Origin of the sequence: Streptomyces sp., assembly GCF_031181555.1 — a bacterium.
Taxonomy (GTDB): Bacteria; Actinomycetota; Actinomycetes; order Streptomycetales; family Streptomycetaceae; genus Streptomyces; species Streptomyces fimbriatus.
Genome location: NZ_JAPSKQ010000030.1, coordinates 1 through 20,948, shown reverse-complemented (window position 1 = coordinate 20,948; position 20,948 = coordinate 1). Strand labels below are relative to the sequence as shown.

The following is a 20,948-nucleotide window of genomic DNA, read 5'->3' as shown; positions in this document are numbered from 1 at the left end:
ACCGTGCGCCGAACCGCCGCGCCCGCGCGGGTTACCGGCGGCTGCGCACCAGAACGTAGAGGAAGTACGGCGTTCCGATCGCGGCCGTCATGAGGCCGGCGCCCAGCTGGGCCGGAGCGATCACCGTGCGGCCCAGCAGGTCCGCCGCGCACACCAGCACGGCGCCGAGCAGCAGCGCGACCGGCACGACGCGGGTGTGCCGCCGTCCGACGAGGGCCCGCGCCGCGTGCGGGGCGACCAGGCCGACGAAGCCGATGGTGCCGGCGGCGGCCACGGCAGTGGCGGTGAGCAGCACGCTCACGACGAGGAAGCCCAACCGCCCCCGGCTCAGGTCGAGTCCGAGCAGCCGGGGGGTGTCCTCGTCGAGGGAGACGAGGTCGAGTTCCCGGTGCCGCACGGCGGCCACCGCGATGCCGGCGGCGAGGACGGCCGCGAGGGGCAGGACGTCGGGCAGGGTCCGGCCGTAGGTGGATCCCGACAGCCAGGTGAGGGCCTTCGTGGCGTTGAACGGGTCGGTGAGCACGATCAGCAGGCTGATCAGGGCCGTGGTCGCGGTCGCGACACCGATGCCGACGAGCACCAGCCGGTTCTGCTGGAAGCCCCCGCGCGCGGCGAGGCCGAACACGACGACCGCGGTGACCGCGGATCCCGCGAAGGCGGCTCCGGCGACGCTCCACGCCCCGGCGAGGGGCACCGTCGTCACGAGGATCACCGCGCCGAGCGCGCCGCCGCCGGAGACTCCGAGGACGGAGGGTTCCGCCAGCGGGTTGCGGGTGACGGCCTGCACCAGGGTTCCGGCCAGCGCGAGCGCGGCGCCCGCGAGGAGCGCGGCGAACACCCGGGGGGTGCGGGTGTCCAGGACGAAGGAGACGGTCCGGCCGGCCCGGCCCTGCGCCCAGTTGACCACGTCGCCCAGCAGCAGCTTGCTGTCGCCCAGCAGGACGGCGGCGATCACCGTGCCGACCAGGACGAGGACGAGCACGGTGAGCGTGGTGAGGAAGACCCGGCGGCTGCGGATGCGCAGCTTGTCCGGCGCGGCGGCACCGGCGGTGTCGCGCAGCCGGGCCGCCATCACGACCAGGAACACCGCGCCGAGGAGGCTGGTGACCACACCGGTGGGTACGGCGACGGCGGTGTCCGCGGCCACGAAGGTGCGCAGCAGCACGTCGGCCCCGAGCACCAGCGCGGCGCCGATCAGGCCGGCGACCGGCACGGCCGCCCGCAGCCGCAGGAACCCGCGGATCCTGCGGGCGAGCGGGCGGACGAGTGCCGGGGCGCACAGGCCGACGAAGCCGATCGGGCCGGCCAGGGTGACGGCCGCCGCGGACAGCAGCGTCGCCAGCACGACCGCCGTGACCCGGGTCGACCGCACCGGGACGCCGAGTCCGCGGGCCGCGTCGTCGCCGAGGGCGAGGGCGTCGACCCGGCGGGCGATGAGCAGCAGCCCGGCGAGACCGACGACGGCGACGGGCGCCATCTGGACCACGCCGTCGAAACCGTTCTGGCCGATGTTGCCCTGGTTCCACTGGTAGAGGCCCTCGGTCTGCTGCGGGAACAGCAGCAGGAGTCCCTCGGTGACGGCGGTGAGCCCGAGGGCGAGCGCGGTACCGGCGAGGACGAGCCGGACGGTTCCCGCGCCGAGCCCGGACAGGCCGAGCACCACGGCCGCCGCCGCGAGTCCCCCGGCGAAGGCGACGCCGGAGGAGGCCAGGAAGGGCAGCGACACGCCGGTGACGGCGACGAGCCCGAGGGCGAAGTAGGAGCCCGCGTTGACGGCGAGGGTGTCCGGGGAGGCGAGGACGTTGCGGCTGACGGCCTGCAGCGCGGCACCGGCCATGCCCAGGACCGCGCCCACGAGCAGGCCGGCGGTCATCCTGGGCAGCCGCGAGGCGACGACGACGGAGGCGTCGGCCGGATCGGCCCGCCCGGTGAGGGCCTTGAGGACCTCGACCGGGCCGACCGCGGCCGTGCCCTGGGTGATGTCGACGACGGCCAGGGCGGCGACCAGGAGCACGAGCGCGCCCGTCACCGCGGCCGCGCCCGTCCGGGACGTGACCGTCGCCGGACGGGCGGTGGGAGTCGTAGCGGTGACGGTCATCGCGCTACTTCTTCGTCAGTGCCTCGACGACGGAGTCGGCGTACGTCTCCATCGAGCCGGTGCCGCCGAACATCCACATGCCGTCGGGCAGTCGGTGGACGTCACCGGACTTCACGAACGGCAGGGACTTCCACACGGAGTTCCCGGCGAGCTGCTTGCCGAAGGGGTCGCTGTTCGGGTCCTTGTCGTTGGCGATGTAGGCGAAGTGGACCTTGCCCAGGCCGGTCAGCCCCTCGACGTCGGTGGCGGCCAGGCCGTACACCTCGTCGCCCTTCATCTTCCAGGCGTTCTTCAGGCCGAGCCGCTCGTTGACCGCGCCGATGAGGGAACCGGCGGTGTAGGGGCGGACGGATACCTGGTTGGAGGTGACGTAGCCGTCGGCGAAGGCGAACTCCGCACCGTCCAGACCGGCGTCGGCGAGGACCTTCTTGCCCTCGGCGAGGTTGGCCTCGAAGTCCTTCTTCAGCGTGGCCGCCCGCTCGGTGGTGCCGGTGGCCTCGGCGATGAGGTCGACGTTCTCCAGCATCTGCCCGATCGGGTCGGAGGCGTCGGCGGACTTGACCTCCAGGACCGGGGCGACCTTGCGCAACTGCTTGACGGCGGAGGGCTGCAGGTCGGTGGTGGCGACGATGAGGTCGGGCTTGAGCGAGGCGATGGTGTCCATGCTGGGTTCGCCGCGGGTGCCGATGTCCTCGGGCTCGTTCTTGAGCGGGGCCGCGGTGTTCCAGGTCTTGTAGCCCTTGACGTCGGCCACACCGACGGGGTCGACGCCGAGCGAGACGAGACTCTCGACGACGTTCCACTCGGTGCCGACGACCTTCTTGGCGGGGCCGTCGAGTTCCACCTCGGCGCCGGAGGCGTCGGTGAGGGTGATGGCCTCGGTGGACTTCTCGGAGTCGTCGGCGGCGGGTTCGGTGGTGCCGCAGGCGGTCAGCAGCAGGGCGGCGGCGGCCATGGGCGCGGTGAGCAGGAGGCGTCTCATGAGGTGGTGCGGAGCCTTTCACTTCGGGTGTGGTGGCGGCCGATGGCGCGGGTGCGCAGCCGGCCCGTCAGGGGGTCGGTGTCGACCTCGATCCGGATGCCGTAGACCTCGGTCAGACGCTCCGGTGTCAGGACGTCCTCGGGCGGGCCCTCGGCGACGACGCGTCCGCCCGCGAGCAGCACGATCCGGTCGGCGACGGCCGCCGCCTGATCGAGGTCGTGCAGGACGACACCGACGGCGATGCCGTGGTCGTCGGCCAGGTCGCGCATGAGGTCGAGGAGTTCCACCTGGTAGCGGAGGTCGAGGTAGGTGGTGGGCTCGTCGAGGAGGAGGACGCCCGTCTCCTGGGCGAGGCAGCCGGCGAGCCACACACGCTGGAGCTGCCCGCCGGAGAGGTGCTCGGCCCCGCGCTCGGCGAGTTCCGCGACGCCGGTCAGGGCGAGTGCGCGGTCCACGGCGGCGCGGCCGCCGGGGTCCGCCCCGCCCCATCGGCCGCGGTACGGGTAGCGGCCGAACTCGACGACGTCCCGCACGCTCAGACCACTGGGCGTGGGGCGTGCCTGCAGCAGCAGGGCCACGTGGCGGGAGAACTCCCGGGGGCTGAGCGCGAGGGCGTCGGTGCCGGCGTCGATCGTGAGCGCGGCCCGCCGTGGCCGCTGCAGTCGGGCGACGGTGCGCAGCAGTGTCGACTTGCCGCTGCCGTTCGGGCCCACCAGGGCGGTCACTTCGCCCGGCCGCAGGGTCAGCTCGGCACCGTGCACGACGTCTTCGCCGTCGTACGCCACGGTCACATCGGTGGCCGACAGTTCGTGGCCACGCGGGCCCAGGGCCGCCTCTTCACCAGATATCACGCAGCAAGGTTAGCCTAGCCTTATTTAGCGTTATCAGGCGGTGATCTTCAGAAAGGCCGGACGTGCCTGCCGAGTCCTCGGGCCGGTCCCTCAGAAGGCGTACCGGATGCCCAGCCACGGCGCGTGGCGTGCGACCAGCTCACTCAGGTCCGCAAGGGCCCGGCGCTTGACGTCGTCGCGGTAGCGGAGGTTGAGGCCGCCGTTCTGGGACCGCTTGGTCTGCTGCACCACGGGCTGCCAGAGCACGTCCTCGCCGCGCGGATGCCAGCGCAGATTGACCTCGTGCAGGCCGGCGTTGTGCGTGAGCATGATCACCTCGGCCCGCGCCTGTCGCTTGACGCGCGTCGGCAGTACGTCGTCCATGTGCCGCAGCAGTTGCGCCCAGGCGTCCTGCCAGCCGGGCCGGACGACGACCGGCGAGAGGTTGAAGTGCACCTCGTAGCCGGCGTCGAGGAAGTCCGCGGCGGCGGCGATCCGGCGGTCGACCGGGCTGGTGCGCAGGTCCAGCAGGCGTGAGTCGTCGGCCGGCATCACCGAGAACCGGATGCGGGTACGGCCGCGCGGTTCCAGCTCCAGCAGGTCGGGGTTGACGAACTTGGTCGCGAAGGACGCCTTCGCGGTGGGCCAGTCACGGAAGGCGCGCACCAGGTCTGCGGTGTTGTCGCACACGAGGGCGTCGACCGCGCAGTCGCCGTTCTCCCCGATGTCGTACACCCACGCCTCGGGATCGCACTGGTTGGGTTCGGGCTTGCGGCCCTGGGCGGCGACGTGGCGTCCGAGGTGGGCGAGGATGCGGTCGATGTTGGTGAAGACCGTGATCGGATTCGCGAAGCCCTTGCGGCGGGGCACGTAGCAGTACACGCAGGAGAGGGCGCAGCCGTTGGACGGGCCGGGGGCGATCCAGTCGGCGGAGCGACCGTTGGGACGCGTGGTGAGCGTCTTCCTCACGCCCAGCACCAGAGTCCGGCGCTTGATCCGCATCCAGTCGTCGGCGCTGCCCTCGTTGCCGTGCAGCTCGGGGATGCGCCAGTGGGAGTCCACCTCGATCAGCCGGGCCTCGGGGAAGCGGGCGAGGATCTGCCGGCCCCGGGGCGAGGCGGCGGCGGCCGGTTCGGCGTGGATCTCACGGATCGTGAGGAGCCGGCGCGCCTGCGCCGAGTCGCGGAAGGCACGGGCGGGCGGGGCCGGCTCGGCTGCCGGGGCCCGTGGTATCTCGTCAAGACCGAAGAGCGGTTCCTGCGGGCCGTGGGACGGGGAAGGGCGGTGGCACATGTACTCGTCGGCTTCTCGGGCGGGGAGGCGGTGCGGAGCACCCGTCGGCCGGGTTCAGCGGAACCCGCCGGGGCACGGCCGTCCTCCCCACTGTACGGCGGTGGGCGATGGTCCGCGGCCGGCCCGTTCGGCCGTACGCGACCGGCTTCGACGGGACCGGGGCAGGAACTCAGGCGGACTCGAGGCCGGGCGATCGCCCCGGTGCCACGTCGTCACGTACCGGGTTCAGAACAGCTGCTCCTGCTCGGCGGGGGCCGTCCGGCGCGCGGGGCGACGCGGAGCGGGGCGCCGGTCGGGGGCCTCCTCTCCGAAGAGGGGCTCCGTGCCGTACTCGTCGGGCTCGGCCGGCACCACGACGGGTCCGGTTCCCACGTTCAGGCACAGGGGGGCGTCCCGGTCGAAATCCGCCGGCGTCATGTCCGTCCAGTCGCGTTCCCGACGCTCACTCACCGACGCTCCGCACCCCGTCCACGCTCCTCGTCCCCCTCCTTGTTCCCGGACGTCCCCCGCCCTCACCGGGCCGTCGGGACGGGACAGGGGCCGGGGCCCGGTCGGTCCGGCCGGGCCGGCGTGCGGCCAGGTTATCGCCCGTTCCGCACCCCGCGGACGAGGCGTACGGCGACGCCGCCCACCGGAGAGACGTACGTCACACTCACGTGCCTGTCACATCCGGAGGAGTCGTCACGTCAGTAGTGCGTAACCGCAACCCCGATCAAGGAGATCGTCATGGAAGCGCGTCTCGACCTCTTCGGCAACGCCCTCGCGGCCAAGGTGTTGAAGCACATCAACTCGGCGGGCAAGGTGCTGTCGGAGTCGGGGCTGCCGGCCGCGACCCAGGAACTGGTGAAGATCCGGGCCAGCCAGATCAACGGCTGCGGCTTCTGCACCGACATGCACACCAAGGACGCGGCGGCGGCCGGGGAGACCTCGGTGCGGCTGAACCTGGTCGCCGCCTGGCGGGAGGCGACGGTCTTCACCGAGGCCGAGCGGGCCGCGCTGGAGCTGGCCGAGCAGGGCACCCGGATCGCCGACGCGGCCGGCGGGGTCACCGACGAGGCCTGGGCGAACGCCGCCAAGCACTACGACGAGGACCAGCTGGTCGCGCTGATGTCCCTCATCGCCGTCATCAACGCCTACAACCGCATCAACGTCATCAACCAGCAGCCCGCCGGCGACTACCGGCCCGGCCAGTTCGGCTGAGCGACGTCCGCCCGGCCCGGACACGAAGCGGGGGCGCGCCCGAGCGGGCGCGCCCCTTCTTCCGCGCAGCGGGCCCCGGCTCAGGACTCCGCGCGCTTCGGCAGGCGCCAGCCGGGGCGCACGAAGTGGCAGGTGTAGCCGTCCGGGTAGCGCTGCAGGTAGTCCTGGTGCTCCGGCTCGGCCTCCCAGAACGGGCCGGCCGGGACCACCTCGGTCACCACGGGCCCCGGCCACAGTCCCGAGGCGTTGACGTCGGCGATCGTCTCCTCGGCGACGCGCTTCTGCTCGTCGTCGAGGTAGAAGATGGCGGAGCGGTAGCTCAGGCCGATGTCGTTGCCCTGGCGGTTCTTCGTGGTCGGGTCGTGGATCTGGAAGAAGTACTCCAGGATCGTGCGGTAGTCGGTGACCGCGGGGTCGTACGTGATCTCGATCGACTCGGCGTGGGTGCCGTGGTTGCGGTAGGTGGCGTTGGGCACGTCGCCGCCGCTGTATCCCACCCGCGTGGTCAGCACGCCCGGGAACGTGCGGATCAGCTCCTGCATGCCCCAGAAGCAGCCGCCCGCGAGCAGCGCCCTCTCCTCGGTCCTCGTCATCTCGTCTCGCCCTTCTCCCACGTCTCCGGCTGGTTCACCCGGCTCGCGCCGGACGCGCTGTCGACCGTCGTCGATCACCGCTGACCCTGTTCAGCAACGACAACTCCGTCGCGCGAGCGATTGTTCCGGCCCGCCCTCCGTGCCCGGCGGGCAGGGCGGTAGCCTCCCCCGCATGACGACGGGCGAGGAGCCGGAGGGGGTCGGCACCGGCCTCGACGGCCAGGGCTGGGACGCCACGCGTGCCTGGGTGGAGAAGGGGCTCTCCGAGGGCGAACGCATCGAGCGCGCGGTGCGGTTGCGCGGCGGCTGGACGTCGGAGATGCGCCGTCTGGACGTCCGGGGGCCCGAGGGCCCGCGCTCCCTGGTCCTGCGGTCCTTCGTCAAGCCCTTCTTCGTCCGGCACGCGGAGGGCCTGCTCAGCCGCGAGGCGGCCGTCCTGGCGCTGCTCGGCGACACGGACGTGCCCGCGGCCACGCTCGTGGCGGTGGACGCGACCGCGCGGTACTGCGACCACCCCTCCCTGCTCATGTCCCTGCTGCCCGGAACCGTACGGCTGGACGACGAGGGCGCCGACGACCGTGCCGTCCTGCTGGCGCGTCAGCTGCTGCGCGTCCACCGGGTGCCGGTGACCGCGGAGACACGGCCCCGCCCCTACCAGGCGTGGACCTCTCCCGAGCGGGTCGTCCCGCCCGGGGACGCCCGGCGGCCGGAGCTGTGGCGACGGGCCGTCGACGTCATCCGCCGCGAGCCGCCGGACCACCGCGCCTGCTTCCTGCACCGGGACTACCACCCCGGCAACGTCCTCTTCTCGGGCGACGGCCCCGGCCTCGGGATCAGCGGCGTCGTCGACTGGGTGGAGACCTCCTGGGGACCGGCCGACCTGGACGTCGCCCACTGCTCGACGACCCTGGCCCTGCTGCACGGTGTTCCCGCGGGGATGCGTTTCGCCGACCGGTACGCCGCCGCGGGCGGGACCCTGGCCGAGGACCCCGGCGCCCATCTCTACTGGCGGCTGCTGGACGCCCTGGCCTTCGCGCCCGACGCGGAGAAGGTCGCCGTGGCGTGGCGGGAGCTGGGCCGCACCGACCTGACCGCCGGAGTCCTGACCCGGAGGCTGGAGGAATACCTCCAGGCCCTCCTCGACCGGTACGCCTGAGCCACGTCACCGACCCGAGCGGCGAAACGGCGGTGCCGGAAAAGCGTCCGGGGCGGACTTCATCGTCGTGCTGACCGCGGAGGGCGGCCGCCGCGCCCACCCCGGTCCGGCCCGGAGCGGGTCCCCGTGCCTGCCGCTAGCCGGCCGCCGGGGTGTCGAGGAGGGAGATGCGGGCCGTGACGCGTTTGCCGGCCGGCTCCTGCTGCACGTCCAGCCCCTCGGCGACGGCCATCACGATCTCCAGCCCGTGCTGGCCGACACGGCCCGGATCCGCGGCCCGGGGCACCGGCAGCACGGGATTGCCGTCCCGGACGGTCACCTCCAGGGCGTCACCGAGGACGCACAGGTCCAGCCGGACGGGACCGGGTGCGTACTTGCGGGCGTTGGTGACCAGCTCGCTGACCACGAGCTGGGTGATCTCCACCGCGCGGGCCGACACCGGCAGGCCGTCCTCCGTCCGCACCCGCGTCAGGAACGCCGCGGCGAGGTGGCGGGCCCGCGCTATCCACGCGCCGTCGCCGTCCAGAGCGTAGGAGGCCCGCAGCCGCGGCGCGTCTGGCGCCGCGCCCCTCTCGTCGACAGGAACTGGTTCCATCCGGTCCGCCTTCACTCACCGATCACACCCGCGCGACTACCCGCACCGCTCCCCCGTACGCCCCTGAAGTGTGACAGGTACCTGTGACATCGCCCGGCTCGGCAGGTCCGGACGGGAACCCCGGGCACGTCCGGCGGCCGGCCCGGCTCCGTGACCTGTGCGCGCCTGACCGCCGGCCCCGGCGGCCGCCCGCCCGTCAGACCCCCTCACGGCCCCGGTCCGACAGGTGACGCTCCAGCCAGTCGGCCGCGGTCCGGCGGAACAGGCGGCGGTTGTCGGCGCGGCGGAAGTCGTGGCCCTCGTGGCGCAGCAGGAGGAGTTCCGCCTCCAGTCCGCGTTCCCTGGCGGCCCGGACGAACTGCTCGGACTCGCCCGGGGGCACATTGGTGTCGTGCTCGCCGTGGACGGCCAGGAACGGAGCGCGCAGCGCCTCGATGCGGCTCATCGGGGACAGCGCGCGCAGCAGGTCGCGATCGCGGTCCGGATGCCCGTACTTGTGGGCGGCGGACTGGGCGATCCAGGGCTCGGTCCCGGCGAAGAAGGTGGCGAAGTCCGACATGCCGCAGACCGCGACACCGGTACGGAACAGGTCCGGATGCCACACCAGGGACGCCATCACCAGGTAGCCGCCGTAGGAGCGGCCCATCACGGCCAGCCGCCGGGGATCGGCCAGGCCCTGCACGACCGCGTGCGCCGCGCAGTCCGCGACGTCGTTGATCGCGTCGAAGCGCCCCGCGCCCAGGTCCGCGTCGACGAAGGAGCGGCCGTGCCCGCCGGAGCCCCGGACGTCGGGCGCGAAGACGTCCAGCCCCCGGCCGAGCAGTTCGAGGTAGAGCGGTTCGAGCACCGGGCGTTCCTGTTCCTCCGGACCGCCGTGCAGGTGCAGGACGCACGGCGCCGGTTCCCCCGGTGAACGGCCCGGCGCACGGTAGTACCAGCCGCCGAGGGCGAGTCCGTCACGGGCCACGGGGCTCATGGGCATCGGCCGGACGGGTGTGCGGCCCGCCGGGACCGCCTCCTCGTCGCGCGAGGACCACGGCGTGCGCAGCGGCAGTCCGTGGGGCAGCCACCACACGCCGGGAAGCCGCCGGGACCCGGACAGCGCCACGACGGGGGCGTCGGGGTCGGCGGTGGGCGCGATGCGCGTGACCACCTCGTGGGGCAGCGCGACGGTCCGCCCGGCGCCGGCCGAGGCGGGGGCGGGCCCGGGCGGTGCGGCGCCGGGGAACGCGACGGTGTCCGGCCCGCGGCCGGGTGATCCGGCCGCGGTCAGGCCGACCAGTTCCAGCTCGCTCACCCCGCGCACGTTCCACGCCAGCACCGCGCGTCGCGCGTCACGCCCGAGGGCGAGCAACTCGAGGTCGCAGTCCGGTCGTTGTGCCACCACCGCGGTGTCGAGCAGCTGTCCCCGCGGGTCCAGGCGGGCGGCGACGAGGGCGGCGTGCTCCCGGCCGCCGTCGCTGCGCAGCCACAGCGTGCCCGCGTCCGGGGAGAAGCCGCCGATCCAGGGGTCGCCGTCGGCGACCGGCAGCACGCAGGTCACCGCCCGGTCGCGGGTGCGGACGACGAGGGCCTCCCGGCGTCCTCGCGGTCCCCGGTAGAGGAGGGCGAGCCGGCCGTCCCGGCTGAGGTCGCACACGCGCAGGGTGGACGCGCCGCGTTCGCTCGCGAGCAGCACGGGTGCGCCGACCCCTTCGGGGTCGACGAGGTACGCGGAGAGGGTCCTCGGTTCCGGCTCCTGGACGGACGCGACCTCGTCCGCGGGGCCCCGTCCGGCGGTGTGCCCGGGCGCCGGGGCGTCCAGCAGGACGGCACGGCCGTCGCGGTGGGCGGCGCCGGACGTGTCCGGCGGCTCCGGTCCCGTCGGACCGGCGTGCGCGGGGCGCGGCGGGACGGGGTCGGTGACCGTCACCGCCACCGCCGAGCCGTCGTGCTGCCAGCAGCCCAGGAGCGCGGACGTGCCCGGCTCGCCGCCGGCCAGCAGATGCCGTCCGGTGCCGTCCGGGCGTACGCACAGGACGCGGGTGAGCTCGCCGCCGCCCGGGGCCGTGGTGTAGGCGATCCAGCGGCCGTCCGGGGACCAGGACACCTCGATGACCGGATGGGGGTCGGCGTCGAGCAGGTGCACCTCCTCGCCGTCCACGGGGCCGGCCCACAGCTGCGGCACCCCGGCCCGGTCGCAGACGAAGGCGACGTACCGGCCGCCGGGGTCCGCCGAGGGGTACCAGCAGCCGTGGGCGGCCTCGAGCGGTGCGCCGTACGACGCCGAGGTGTCCGCGAGGTGCAGGGCCTCCGGTGCGTGGTGGGTGTCCGCGAGGAGCAGGGCCTCCGGTGCGTGGTGGGCGGCCGAGGCACCGGCGTCGGCCCCCGGCCGCGGGACGCGCGAGGTGCTGCCGTTCCGGGCGAAGGGTGCGGCGGTCGCCGTGCTCCGCCCCGCGCCCGTCAGCGGATTCCGTGCGTCTGCAGCCATATCTCCAGCAACGCAATCTGCCACAGTGCGTTCGCCCCTCGCCTGGTGCGGTGCGCGTCGGGTGCGGTGAGCAGTTCGGTGACGTACTCCTCCCGGAAGACACCGCGGGCCCTGGCCTCGGGGGCGTTGAGGGCCTCGCGGACCCGCTGGAGGACGGGACCGGCCATGTGCTTGATCGCCGGGACCGGGAAGTAGCCCTTGGGCCGGTCGACGACCTGGCGCGGGAGGACCTTGCGGCCGGCGGCCTTCAGGACGCCCTTGCCGCCGTCGGCGAGTTTCAGCTCCGGCGGGCAGGCGGCGGCCAGTTCGACCAGTTCGTGGTCGAGGAACGGCACCCGGGCCTCCAGGCCCCAGTCCATCGTCATGTTGTCGACGCGCTTGACCGGGTCGTCGACCATCATCACGTGCGTGTCGAGGCGCAGGTCGGCGTCGAGTGCCGTCTCGGCGCCGTCGGCCGCCATGTGGGCGCGCACGAACTCGGCGGAGGTGTCGCGGTCGGGCAGCAGGTCGGGGCGGAGCACACGGGCGAGGTCGGCGTGCGAGCGGTCGAAGTAGGTGTCGATGTACGCCTCGGCGGCGCGCGGGCGCGGCACGCCCGCCATCGCCGGGTACCAGTGGTAGCCGGCGAACACCTCGTCGGCGCCCTGGCCGCTCTGGACGACCTTGACCTCCTTGGCCACCTGCTCGGACAGCAGGTGGAAGGCCACCACGTCGTGGCTCATCATGGGTTCGCTCATGGCCCGGACCGCTCCGTCCAGGGCGCCGGCGACCCGGTCGGAGGGGACCATGAGCTGGTGGTGGCGGGTGTCGAAGTGCCGGGCCACGAGGTCGGAGTAGGCGAACTCGTCGCCCTCCTCGTCCCCCTCGGACTCGAAGCCGACGCTGAAGGTGGCGAGATCCTGCTGGCCCTCGTCGGCCAGCAGGGCCACGATGAGGCTGGAGTCCAGGCCGCCGGAGAGCAGCACGCCGACGGGCACGTCGGCGACCATGCGGCGGCGCACGGCGGCGCGCAGGGCGTCCAGGACCGCGTCCGTCCAGTCGTCGGCGCCGAGCCCGGCGTATTCGGGGCGGCGGGTGTAGGCGGGCTGCCAGTAGCGGTGATCGTGCTGGGTGCCGTCGGGCTCGATGACCCGCACGGTGGCCGGGGGCAGCTTGCGCACGCCGTTGAGGACGGTGTGGGGCGCGGCGACGGTGGCGTGCCAGCTGAGGTACTGGTGCAGGGCCACCGGGTCCAGCGACGTGTCGACGCCGCCGGCCGCGAGCAGTGCGGGCAGGGAGGAGGCGAACCTCAGCCGTTCGGTCGTCGCGGACAGGTAGAGCGGCTTGATGCCGAGCCGGTCGCGGGCGAGGACGACGCGCCCGGTGTCCTGCTCGACGAGCACGAAGGCGAACATGCCGTAGAAGTGGTCGACGCAGTCGGTGCCCCACTGCTGGTACGCCTTGAGCACCACCTCGGTGTCGGACTCCGAGAAGAAGCGGTGGCCGAGGGCGTGCAGTTCGTCGCGCAGCTCGCGGTAGTTGTAGACGCAGCCGTTGAACACACCGGCGATCCGGCCGCGCGGGTCGGCCATGGGCTGGGCGCCGCTGTCGGACAGGTCGATGATCTTCAGTCGGCGGTGTCCGAGGGCCACGGGGCCCTGCGACCACAGGCCGCGTCCGTCGGGGCCGCGCGGGGCGAGCCGGTCGGTCATGCGTTCCACCGCAGCGATGTCCGGACGTCCGCCGTCGAGACGTATCTCACCGCTGAGCCCGCACATCAGAGGGCCCTCCTTCCCTCGGAGGCCGCGCCCCGGCAGGGCGGCAGCACACAGCCCTGGGGCCGGTGTCCGTGTCCCGGCGCGGGCGCCCGCCCGGCGGACGGACGGGGACCGTCGCCCTCCAAGGGCGGCTCCTGGGCCTGGCGGGTGGGCGTATGCGTACTGGACATGACGGTCTGACACTCTCCTAGGTCAGGTGCGCGTACGGATGCGCACGGGCATGGGAAGGACGGCCGCGGACGGCGGGCCGGGCCTCGCCGGATCAGCCGGTCGGGCCCGGGGCCGCGGGCGTGCGGGCGTAGGCATGGGTGGTGCGGGTGACGGCCGGCCGGGCGGCGGGGCGCCGGGGGCGGCGGCCGGAGGCGCGGGGCGCGAGGCGTCCGCCGCGGGTCTCGGCGACCATCAGGTCGATGCTGGCGAGCAGGCCCCCGTCCTGCGCCGTCCGCCGCAGGCGGTGCGCCGCGCTTCCCGTGACGAGGGCCTCCTCGAGCAGCTCGCGGACGGCGTCCCAGTCGCCGGACGCCTCCAGGGCGGGGCGCAGCCGGTTCAGCAGGCCGCGCAGCACCACGGGGGCCGGGGCCGCGCGGCGGGTCGCCGGGTCGACGAGCTGCCCTTCGAGGCCCGAGCGCGCGGCGCGCCAGGTGGCGGCGCGCAGCCACTCGTGGTGTCCGTCGCAGCGGGACTCCTCGCCGCGCTCCAGGCGGTCGCGGGCATCGCGCACCAGCGCGCGGAAGAGCCCGGCGACCAGCACCACGGTCTCGGCGCGGGGGCAGGCGTCGCAGATGCGCAGTTCCAGCGTGCGCTGGTGGGCCGAGGGCCGGACGTCGTGGTAGACCATCCCGGGGTCGCTGATGACGCCCGAGGTGATCAGTTCCTCCACGGCGGCGTCGTACTCGCCGGCGCTCTCGTAGCAGCCGACGGGGCCCGCGGTCGGCCAGCGCTGCCACAGCATGGTGCGCCAGCTGGCGTAGCCGGTGTCGGAACCGAGCCAGAACGGTGAGCTGGCCGACAGGGCGAGCAGCGGCGGCAGCCACGGCGAGACCAGGCACATGGCGCGCACGGCGGTGTCCCGGTCGGGTACGTCGACATGGATCTGCGCGCTGCAGATGAGCTGTTCGTCGGCGACCCGGCGGTAGTCGTCGACCATGCGCCGGTAGCGGGGGTCCGCGGTGACGTCCCGTGAGGTGACGCGGGCCAGCGGGACGGTGCCGGCGGCCACCACCGCCAGACCGACGGAGGAGGCGGCCGCGTCCAGCCGGCGCCTCGTTCCGGCCAGATCCGCGTAGAGGCCGTCGAGCGTGTCGTGGACCTGACTATTGCTCTCCACCACCGACTGCTGCAGCTCACGTGTGAAGCCGGCTCTGCCGAGCCGTCCGAGCAGCGTGCCGGCGCGTGGCACGAGTCGGCCGCTCTCCACGTCCAGCACGTGAAACTCTTCCTCTGCTCCGATACGCACCGTCACCGCTCGTCCCCTTGCCCGTAGTCGTATGCCGTGCCGGTCGGGGCTCGAGATCACCCGACTGGCGGATCGGCATATTCCGGGTGCCCGGATGCGCCGTTCGCACGCCCGGGGATCGCGGCTTGGTGGACGCGCCGGTGCCGTGGGCTGGGGTTTCCCGCGTCAGGGGTGCCCGTCAGTCGCCGGCGAGGGGGTGCAGGTCGTCGCGTATGTCGAGCACCTGGTCCAGGCCGGTCATGCGCAGCAGGCGCCTCATGTTGGCCGGCACGGCCACCAGGACCATCTCGCTCCCGGCCGCGACGGCGTGGTTGCGCACGGCGATCAGTGCCGTGATGCCGCTCGAGTCGCAGAACCCCAGTTCCCTCAGGTCGACCACGAGGCTCCGGCCGGGTGGGGGCGCCGCCTCCTGCGCAGCGTGGCGCAGCCGCTGCGCGTTGGTGTAGTCGAGGTCGCCGACGACCTCGAGGGCGAGGCCGGCGGGCACGTGCGACGCGGTGATCGTCAGGGGCTTCATGCTGATGTTTCGGATCCGGTGTCGGTGGGGGCGGGGAGGCCGAGTGCGAGCAGGGCGGTGTCGTCGACGAGTCCGTCGCCGAAGCCGTGCAGCAGCGCTGTCAGTGCGTCGATCACGCGGCGGGGAGGTGCGGGAGCGAGATCGGCCGCGAAGGACTCCAGGGCCTCGTCACCGTACAGGTCCCGCTCCTCACCGATACGGGCCTCGGTGAGGCCGTCGGTGTAGAGCAGCAGCGTGTCGCCCGGGTGCAGGGTGGTGCGGACGGAGACGAACTGCGCCGCGGGCAGCGCGCCGATCAGCATGCCGCCCCGGGTGGAGAGGTGGTCCACCCGTCCGTCCTCGCGCAGGACGAGCGCGGGAGGGTGCCCGCCGGAGGCCAGGTGGACGTGTGTCGTGTCCCCGGCGCGCTCCAGCACCCCGACCACGGCGGTGCAGTACCGCGGATCGTCACCGGTGTACCGGTCCAGCAGGACGGTGTTGAGCATGCGCAGGTTGGCGGCGGGATCGGCGTCGTGGAGGGCGGCGGCGCGCAGGGTGTAGCGGGCGAGGGAGGTGAGCGCGGCGGCCTGCGGTCCCTTGCCGCACACGTCACCGAGGAAGAAGGCGAAACGGTTGTCGTCGAGCGGGAACAGGTCGTAGAAGTCGCCGCCCAGCTGGACGTCGGAGGCGATGTGGTAGTGGCAGGCGGTCTCCATGCCGGGGATGTCGGGCAGGATGGCCGGCAGCAGGCTCTGCTGGAGCACGGCCAGCGCCTCCCGCAGCCGCTCGCGGTCGGCCTCGGCCTGCCGGCGGGCCTCGTCGGCCGCGCGCCGGGCACGCAGCAGTTCCTTCTCGTAGGCGCGCCGGTCGGTGGCGTCGAAGACGGTGGTCCTGATCAGCAGGGGATCGCCGTCGTCGCTCGTCTTGACGGTGGAGGTGACCAGTACCGGAAGCCGGGGGCCCGCCGCGGTCCTCATCTCCAGGGCGATGCCGCCGAGGTGTCCCTGCATGCGCAGCAGCGGGGCGAAGTGCGTCTCGTGGTAGAGCCTGCCGCCGACCGTGAGCAGGTCGCTGAAGCGCATCCGGCCCACCACCTCGTCGCGGGACAGACCGAGCCAGCCCAGCAGAGTGGCGTTGATCTTGGCGATGGTGCCGTCCATCAGCGTGGACAGGTAACCGCACGGTGCCGACTCGTACAGCTCCTCGGCGGAGTCCTCCAGCAGCGCGCTGAAGGCCGCGTCGGTACCGGGTATGCCCCCGCCGGAGTCGGAGCCGCCTGTGCCGCTGCTCATGGGGTGAGATCTGACACAAAGGCTGAGATCGCCGAGGCGGTGGCCTCGGGAGCGCTGAGCTGGGGGCAGTGACCGGTGGCGGCGAGGGTGACCAGTCGGCTGCCGGGGATCGCGGAGTGGACGTACGCACCGACCTCCGGGGGTGCGATGACGTCCTGCGCGCACTCCAGGATCAGCGTGGGCGCGGTCACGTCCTGGAGGTCCTTGCGGCTGTCGGACAGGAACGTGGTGCGCGCGAACACCCGGGCGATCTCGGGGTCGGTGGCGCAGAAGCTGTTGGTGAGCTCCTCGCCCAGCTCGGGCCGGTCCGGGTTGCCCATGATGACGGGGGCCATGGCCGCCGACCAGCCCAGGTAGTTCGACTCCAGCGACTCCAGGAGCTCGTCGATGTCCTCCGCGCTGAAGCCGCCGCGGTACCCGTCCTCGTCGATGTAGTACGGGGACGGGCACACCATGACCAGGGAACCGATCCGTTCCGGGGCCGCGGCCCGGGCCAGCACGCCGACCATTGCGCTCACGGAGTGGCCGACGAGGACGGCGTCCCGCAGGTCCAGTTCCTCGCAGACCTCCACCACGTCACGGGCGTAGCCGTCGAGGGACGAGTAGCGTTCCTCCCGCCAGGCCGACAGGTCGGAGCGGCCGGCGCCCACGTAGTCGAAGAGCACCACCCGGAAGTCCTCGGCCAGGGCCGGCTCGACCAGGCGCCACATGTTCTGGTCACAGCCGAACCCGTGCACCAGGACGATCGTGCGGCCGGAGGCGCGGCCGGTGACGCGGACGTTGTTTCTGCGCAGGATGCTCACTCGCCCATGCTCGCACGCCCGGCGGGTGAACCGGCCGTCCGCCGGATCCGGCCGGATGTCAAGGCCCTTCGCCCGCCGGCTCGCCGGAGGGCGCGCCGTCGGTCCTGGCCTCCAGCGCGCGCAGGACGGCCACCATGTCCTCCTGGCCGTGGCCCCGGGTCACGGTCTCGTCGAAGAGGGCGTGGCAGACGTCGAGGAGCGGGGAGGCCACCCCTGCCTTACGGGCCGCCTCGGCGATCAGTCGGTTGTTCTTCAGCACGTCCGTGGCCGCGGCCTGGACGGCGAAGTCGCGGGCGAGCAGCTTGGGGGCCTTCATCCGCGAGACGGCGCTGGCCATCGGGCCCGCGTCCAGGACGTCGAGGAAGCGGCCGCGGTCGAGTCCGTGCCGGTCGGCGAAGTGGAACGCCTCGGTCAGTCCGGTGACCTGGGTGATCAGGAACAGGTTCACCGAGAGCTTCATCAGCAGGGCGTTCGGGACCGGCCCGCAGTCGAACGTCTCGTGGCACATGGGGGCGAGCAGGGGCCGTACGGCCGCCACGGCGGGGGCGTCGCCCGCCAGCATCGCGACCAGCCGCCCCTGCTCGGCGGGCACCCGCGATCCGGAGACGGGGACCTCCGCGTAGGCGCCGCCCGCGGCACGCAGGGCGGCCTCCAGGCCGGCCGAGTACTCCGGCGACGTGGTGCCCATGTGGACGACGGTGCGGCCGGCGACGCGGGCGGCGAACTCCGGGGTGCCGCGTCCCAGCACCGTGTCGATCGCGGCCTCGTCGGCCAGCATGAGGAACACGGTGCCGGCCCGGTCGAAGACCTCGGCGGGGCTCTGCGCGACCTCCGCCCCGGCGTCGCGCAGCGGTGCGCACCGGGCGGCGGTGCGGTTCCAGACGACGAGGGGCGTCCCGGCGCGGGCGAGGTTGAGCGCCATGGGCCGGCCCATGACCCCGAGTCCGATGAAGCCGACGTACACGTTGCACCGCCGTTTCCGGCCCGCGCCGCGGTCGGGCGCTGCCGCACTCGTGGACGCCGGCGGGTCCGCGGGGCGGGGTGTCGGCGTCACCCTCTATGACCGCTGTCATAGTAGCGGTCGCCATGACGGCGGTCATAGAGTGCGGAGGGGGAATCCGGTGGCGGGAGGTCGGGATGGCGGTGTCCGGGAGAGGGCCGCGGGAGCGGATGGTCTTCAGCGCGGCCCAGCTCATCCGGCGCGACGGGGTCGCCGCCACGGGGATGCGGGAGGTGGCCGCGCACGCGCGGGCGCCGCGCGGGTCGCTCCAGCACTACTTCCCCGGCGGCAAGGAGCAGCTCGTCAACGAGGCGGTGGACTGGGCGGGCCGGTACGCGGCCAAGCGCGTCGCCCGCTTCCTCGCCGCGCTGCCCGAGCCGACGCCCGGCGCGCTGTTCGCGGAGATGGTCCGGCAGTGGACCGACGAGTACGAGACCACCGGCTTCGGGGGCGGCTGTCCGGTCGCCGCCGCCACCGTGGACTGTGCCGAGTCCGCCGCGTCGACGCGCGAGGCCGCGTCCGCCGCCTTCACCCACTGGACCGGTGCGGTGGCCCGGGCCCTGTCCGGCATGGGGGTGCCCGAGGAACGCGCCGGGCCGCTGGCCACACTGATGATCAGCTCCCTGGAGGGGGCGATCCTCGTGGCCCGCGCCGAGCAGGACGTGCGCGCCCTGACCACGGTGTCCCGCGAGCTGGGCCCTCTCCTGGACGCGGCGGTGGACCGCACCGGCTGACCCGGCCGGCGGCCGGTGGTGGCGTGGCACCGGCCGGTTTCCGGCACCGGCACCGGCACACGGTGACGTTGTGTTTTATTACAGTGACCGCGCCGATTCCGGCGATCCATGGACCAGTGAGGTAATCGCGAACCATGTCGACCGAAACGTTTGAGTTCCAGGTAGAGGCCCGTCAGCTGCTCCAGCTGATGATCCACTCGGTCTACTCGAACAAGGACGTCTTCCTGCGCGAACTCGTCTCCAACGCCTCCGACGCGCTGGACAAGCTGCGTCTGGCCAAGCTGCGGGACGACTCGCTCGACGCCGACGTCTCCGACCTGCACATCGAACTCGAGATCGACAAGGACGCCCGTACGCTCACCGTGCGGGACAACGGCATCGGGATGTCGTACGACGAGGTCGGCAAGCTCATCGGCACGATCGCCAACTCGGGCACGGCCGAGTTCCTGCGGGAGCTGCGCCAGGCGCAGGACACGGCCGGGGCGGAGGGGCTGATCGGCCAGTTCGGCGTCGGCTTCTACTCCGGCTTCATGGTCGCGGACGAGGTCACCCTGCTGACCCGGCGCGCGGGCGAGGAGCAGGGCACGCGCTGGACGTCGCGCGGCGAGGGCACGTACACGCTGGAGACGGTGGACGGCGCGCCGCAGGGAACCTCGGTCACGCTGCACCTCAAGCCGGCCGACCCCGACAACCAGCTCCACGACTACACCTCGGTGTGGAAGATCAAGGAGATCGTCAAGCGCTACTCGGACTTCATCACCTGGCCGGTCAGGCTCGTCGGTGAGCGGGGCGACGGCGACGACAAGACGGCCGAACCCGAGACGCTGAACTCGATGAAGGCGCTGTGGGCGCGCTCGCGCGACGAGGTGTCCGAGGACGAGTACCACGAGCTGTACAAGCACATCAGCCACGACTGGCGCGATCCGCTGGAGACCATCCAGTTGCAGGCCGAGGGCACGTTCGAGTACCAGGCCCTGTTGTTCCTCCCGTCGCACGCGCCGCACGACCTGTTCACGCGGGACTTCAAGCGCGGGGTGCAGCTGTACGTGAAGCGCGTGTTCATCATGGACGACTGCGAGGAGCTGCTGCCGCCGTACCTGCGCTTCGTGAAGGGCGTCGTCGACGCGCAGGACCTCTCGCTCAACGTGTCCCGCGAGATCCTCCAGCAGGACCGGCACATCCGCATGATGCAGCGGCGTCTGACGAAGAAGGTGCTGGCGTCGGTCAAGAGCATGATGACCGACGACGCCGAGCGGTACGCCACGTTCTGGCGGGAGTTCGGCACCGTGCTGAAGGAGGGGCTGGTCACCGACTCCGACAACCGGGACGCCCTCCTCGCGGTGGCCTCGTTCGCGACCACGCACGGCGACGACGAGACGGTCACGCTGCAGCAGTACGTGGAGCGGATGCGCGACGGGCAGGACGACATCTACTACATCACCGGCGAGTCCCGGGAGAGCATCGACAACTCCCCCCACATGGAGGCGTTCCGGGAGCGGGGCATCGAGGTGCTGCTGCTCACCGACCCCGTCGACGAGGTGTGGGTCGACGCCGTGGGCGAGTACGAGGGCAAGCGGCTGCGGTCGATCGCCAAGGGCGAGATCGACCTCGGTGCGCAGGACGACGAGAAGGCCGGGGAGGACCGGGAGAAGCAGGCCGAGGAGTACGCCGGTCTGCTCGGCTGGATGCGGGAGCAACTGGACGAGGACGTCAAGGAGGTGCGTCTGTCGACGCGTCTGACGGTGTCCCCCGCCTGTCTCGTCGCCGACGCGCACGATCTCACGCCGGCCCTGGAAAGCATGTACCGGGCCATGGGCCAGGAGGTGCCGCGCACCAAGCGCATCCTCGAACTCAACGCGGACCACGCTCTGGTGAAGGGCCTGAACCAGGCGTACCGGGAGCGAGAGGACCGCTCGGAACTCACCGATACCACCGAACTGCTGTACTCCCTGGCCGTGTTGGCGGAGGGCGGCCGGCCGAAGGACCCGGCACGCTTCGTGCAGCTGATGGCGGACCGCATGGAGCGCACCCTGTGACGTGACGGCGGGGAGCCGCGCTCACCCGCGGGCCGGTTCGGCGGTCCCCGGCGGCCGGGCGACGGCCCGCAGGCGGCGGCCCCGACGGGGCGCCCCAGGGCCTGAGGACCGAGATCACCGTCGTGAAGACGCAGGCGGACAGGGAGACGACCGGCCC

18 protein-coding genes are annotated in these 20,948 nt (G+C 73.0%); 4 read left to right on the top strand and 14 right to left on the bottom strand.

Going from position 1 to position 20,948, the window contains the following annotated elements:
- Positions 1–31 precede the first annotated feature (31 nt).
- The 5 genes from RIM90_RS09285 to RIM90_RS09265 all read right to left on the bottom strand — a co-directional run bounded on the left by RIM90_RS09285 (position 32) and on the right by RIM90_RS09265 (position 5,653).
- Positions 32–2,098: an iron ABC transporter permease gene (locus RIM90_RS09285; RefSeq protein WP_309060121.1), complete on the bottom strand. Its 2,067-nt coding sequence runs from the start codon at positions 2,096–2,098 to the stop codon at positions 32–34.
- A gap of 4 nt (positions 2,099–2,102) precedes the next feature.
- Complete coding sequence (locus RIM90_RS09280) at positions 2,103–3,080, bottom strand: iron-siderophore ABC transporter substrate-binding protein (RefSeq protein WP_309060120.1); 978 nt, start codon at positions 3,078–3,080, stop codon at positions 2,103–2,105.
- Positions 3,077–3,931 carry an ABC transporter ATP-binding protein gene (locus RIM90_RS09275; protein ID WP_309060119.1) on the bottom strand — a complete coding sequence of 285 codons (855 nt, stop codon included), beginning with the start codon at positions 3,929–3,931 and terminating at the stop codon, positions 3,077–3,079. The genes RIM90_RS09280 and RIM90_RS09275 overlap by 4 nt, the downstream gene beginning before the upstream one ends.
- 90 nt (positions 3,932–4,021) lie before the next feature.
- Positions 4,022–5,203: a spore photoproduct lyase family protein gene (locus tag RIM90_RS09270; protein WP_309060118.1), complete on the bottom strand. Its 1,182-nt coding sequence runs from the start codon at positions 5,201–5,203 to the stop codon at positions 4,022–4,024.
- Between the two features lie 225 nt (positions 5,204–5,428).
- The gene (locus tag RIM90_RS09265; RefSeq protein WP_309060117.1) at positions 5,429–5,653 is read right to left on the bottom strand and encodes a hypothetical protein; all 225 of its coding nucleotides are present in this window, start codon (positions 5,651–5,653) and stop codon (positions 5,429–5,431) included.
- Between the two features lie 276 nt (positions 5,654–5,929).
- On the opposite strand from RIM90_RS09265, the gene RIM90_RS09260 reads away from it, so the two are divergent.
- Positions 5,930–6,403 (top strand): carboxymuconolactone decarboxylase family protein, encoded by a 474-nt coding sequence (locus RIM90_RS09260; protein WP_309060116.1) that lies wholly within the window; start codon positions 5,930–5,932, stop codon positions 6,401–6,403.
- 80 nt (positions 6,404–6,483) lie between these two features.
- Here RIM90_RS09260 and msrA read toward each other — a convergent pair whose 3' ends face one another.
- Positions 6,484–6,996 carry a peptide-methionine (S)-S-oxide reductase MsrA gene (gene msrA / locus RIM90_RS09255; protein ID WP_309060115.1) on the bottom strand — a complete coding sequence of 171 codons (513 nt, stop codon included), beginning with the start codon at positions 6,994–6,996 and terminating at the stop codon, positions 6,484–6,486.
- 172 nt (positions 6,997–7,168) lie between these two features.
- On the opposite strand from msrA, the gene RIM90_RS09250 reads away from it, so the two are divergent.
- Positions 7,169–8,152: a phosphotransferase gene (locus tag RIM90_RS09250; protein ID WP_309060114.1), complete on the top strand. Its 984-nt coding sequence runs from the start codon at positions 7,169–7,171 to the stop codon at positions 8,150–8,152.
- Positions 8,153–8,288: 136 nt separating this feature from the next.
- On the opposite strand, the gene RIM90_RS09245 is transcribed toward RIM90_RS09250, so the two are convergent.
- From RIM90_RS09245 to RIM90_RS09210, 8 genes are all read right to left on the bottom strand, one after another.
- Entirely contained in the window at positions 8,289–8,747 is a 459-nt protein-coding gene (locus tag RIM90_RS09245; protein WP_309060113.1) for an ATP-binding protein, read from the bottom strand.
- A 196-nt stretch (positions 8,748–8,943) separates the two neighbouring features.
- A complete protein-coding gene (locus tag RIM90_RS09240; protein ID WP_309060112.1) occupies positions 8,944–11,217 on the bottom strand; it encodes a prolyl oligopeptidase family serine peptidase in 2,274 nt (757 codons plus the stop codon).
- A complete protein-coding gene (locus RIM90_RS09235; RefSeq protein WP_309060111.1) occupies positions 11,190–12,974 on the bottom strand; it encodes an N-acetylglutaminylglutamine amidotransferase in 1,785 nt (594 codons plus the stop codon). Before RIM90_RS09235 ends, RIM90_RS09240 begins: the two co-directional genes overlap by 28 nt.
- Before the next feature lie 262 nt (positions 12,975–13,236).
- Entirely contained in the window at positions 13,237–14,436 is a 1,200-nt protein-coding gene (locus RIM90_RS09230) for a glutamate--cysteine ligase (RefSeq protein ID WP_309060110.1), read from the bottom strand.
- Positions 14,437–14,608: 172 nt separating this feature from the next.
- The gene (locus RIM90_RS09225; RefSeq protein WP_309060109.1) at positions 14,609–14,947 is read right to left on the bottom strand and encodes an STAS domain-containing protein; all 339 of its coding nucleotides are present in this window, start codon (positions 14,945–14,947) and stop codon (positions 14,609–14,611) included.
- Complete coding sequence (locus RIM90_RS09220; protein ID WP_309060108.1) at positions 14,944–16,218, bottom strand: SpoIIE family protein phosphatase; 1,275 nt, start codon at positions 16,216–16,218, stop codon at positions 14,944–14,946. Before RIM90_RS09220 ends, RIM90_RS09225 begins: the two co-directional genes overlap by 4 nt.
- A complete protein-coding gene (locus tag RIM90_RS09215; RefSeq protein WP_309060107.1) occupies positions 16,215–17,021 on the bottom strand; it encodes an alpha/beta hydrolase in 807 nt (268 codons plus the stop codon). The genes RIM90_RS09220 and RIM90_RS09215 overlap by 4 nt, the downstream gene beginning before the upstream one ends.
- Positions 17,022–17,079: 58 nt before the next feature.
- Positions 17,080–17,985 (bottom strand): NAD(P)-dependent oxidoreductase, encoded by a 906-nt coding sequence (locus RIM90_RS09210; protein ID WP_309060106.1) that lies wholly within the window; start codon positions 17,983–17,985, stop codon positions 17,080–17,082.
- A gap of 173 nt (positions 17,986–18,158) precedes the next feature.
- Between RIM90_RS09210 and RIM90_RS09205 the strand changes: the two genes are divergently transcribed.
- Entirely contained in the window at positions 18,159–18,755 is a 597-nt protein-coding gene (locus RIM90_RS09205; protein WP_309060105.1) for a TetR/AcrR family transcriptional regulator, read from the top strand.
- Positions 18,756–18,889: 134 nt separating this feature from the next.
- The gene (gene htpG, locus RIM90_RS09200) at positions 18,890–20,791 is read left to right on the top strand and encodes a molecular chaperone HtpG (protein ID WP_309060104.1); all 1,902 of its coding nucleotides are present in this window, start codon (positions 18,890–18,892) and stop codon (positions 20,789–20,791) included.
- Positions 20,792–20,948 lie beyond the last annotated feature (157 nt).

Excerpts from the sequence above, each read along its gene's own strand:
- RIM90_RS09205 (WP_309060105.1), top strand. The coding sequence starts at position 18,159 with ATGGCGGTGTCCGGGAGAGGGCCGCGGGAGCGGATGGTCTTCAGCGCG.
- RIM90_RS09280 (WP_309060120.1), bottom strand. The coding sequence starts at position 3,080 with ATGAGACGCCTCCTGCTCACCGCGCCCATGGCCGCCGCCGCCCTGCTG.
- RIM90_RS09270 (WP_309060118.1), bottom strand. The coding sequence starts at position 5,203 with ATGTGCCACCGCCCTTCCCCGTCCCACGGCCCGCAGGAACCGCTCTTC.
- RIM90_RS09285 (WP_309060121.1), bottom strand. The coding sequence starts at position 2,098 with ATGACCGTCACCGCTACGACTCCCACCGCCCGTCCGGCGACGGTCACG.
- RIM90_RS09220 (WP_309060108.1), bottom strand. The coding sequence starts at position 16,218 with ATGAGCAGCGGCACAGGCGGCTCCGACTCCGGCGGGGGCATACCCGGT.
- RIM90_RS09250 (WP_309060114.1), top strand. The coding sequence starts at position 7,169 with ATGACGACGGGCGAGGAGCCGGAGGGGGTCGGCACCGGCCTCGACGGC.
- RIM90_RS09260 (WP_309060116.1), top strand. The coding sequence starts at position 5,930 with ATGGAAGCGCGTCTCGACCTCTTCGGCAACGCCCTCGCGGCCAAGGTG.
- msrA (WP_309060115.1), bottom strand. The coding sequence starts at position 6,996 with ATGACGAGGACCGAGGAGAGGGCGCTGCTCGCGGGCGGCTGCTTCTGG.
- RIM90_RS09235 (WP_309060111.1), bottom strand. The coding sequence starts at position 12,974 with ATGTGCGGGCTCAGCGGTGAGATACGTCTCGACGGCGGACGTCCGGAC.
- htpG (WP_309060104.1), top strand. The coding sequence starts at position 18,890 with ATGTCGACCGAAACGTTTGAGTTCCAGGTAGAGGCCCGTCAGCTGCTC.
- RIM90_RS09240 (WP_309060112.1), bottom strand. The coding sequence starts at position 11,217 with ATGGCTGCAGACGCACGGAATCCGCTGACGGGCGCGGGGCGGAGCACG.
- RIM90_RS09225 (WP_309060109.1), bottom strand. The coding sequence starts at position 14,947 with ATGAAGCCCCTGACGATCACCGCGTCGCACGTGCCCGCCGGCCTCGCC.
- RIM90_RS09245 (WP_309060113.1), bottom strand. The coding sequence starts at position 8,747 with ATGGAACCAGTTCCTGTCGACGAGAGGGGCGCGGCGCCAGACGCGCCG.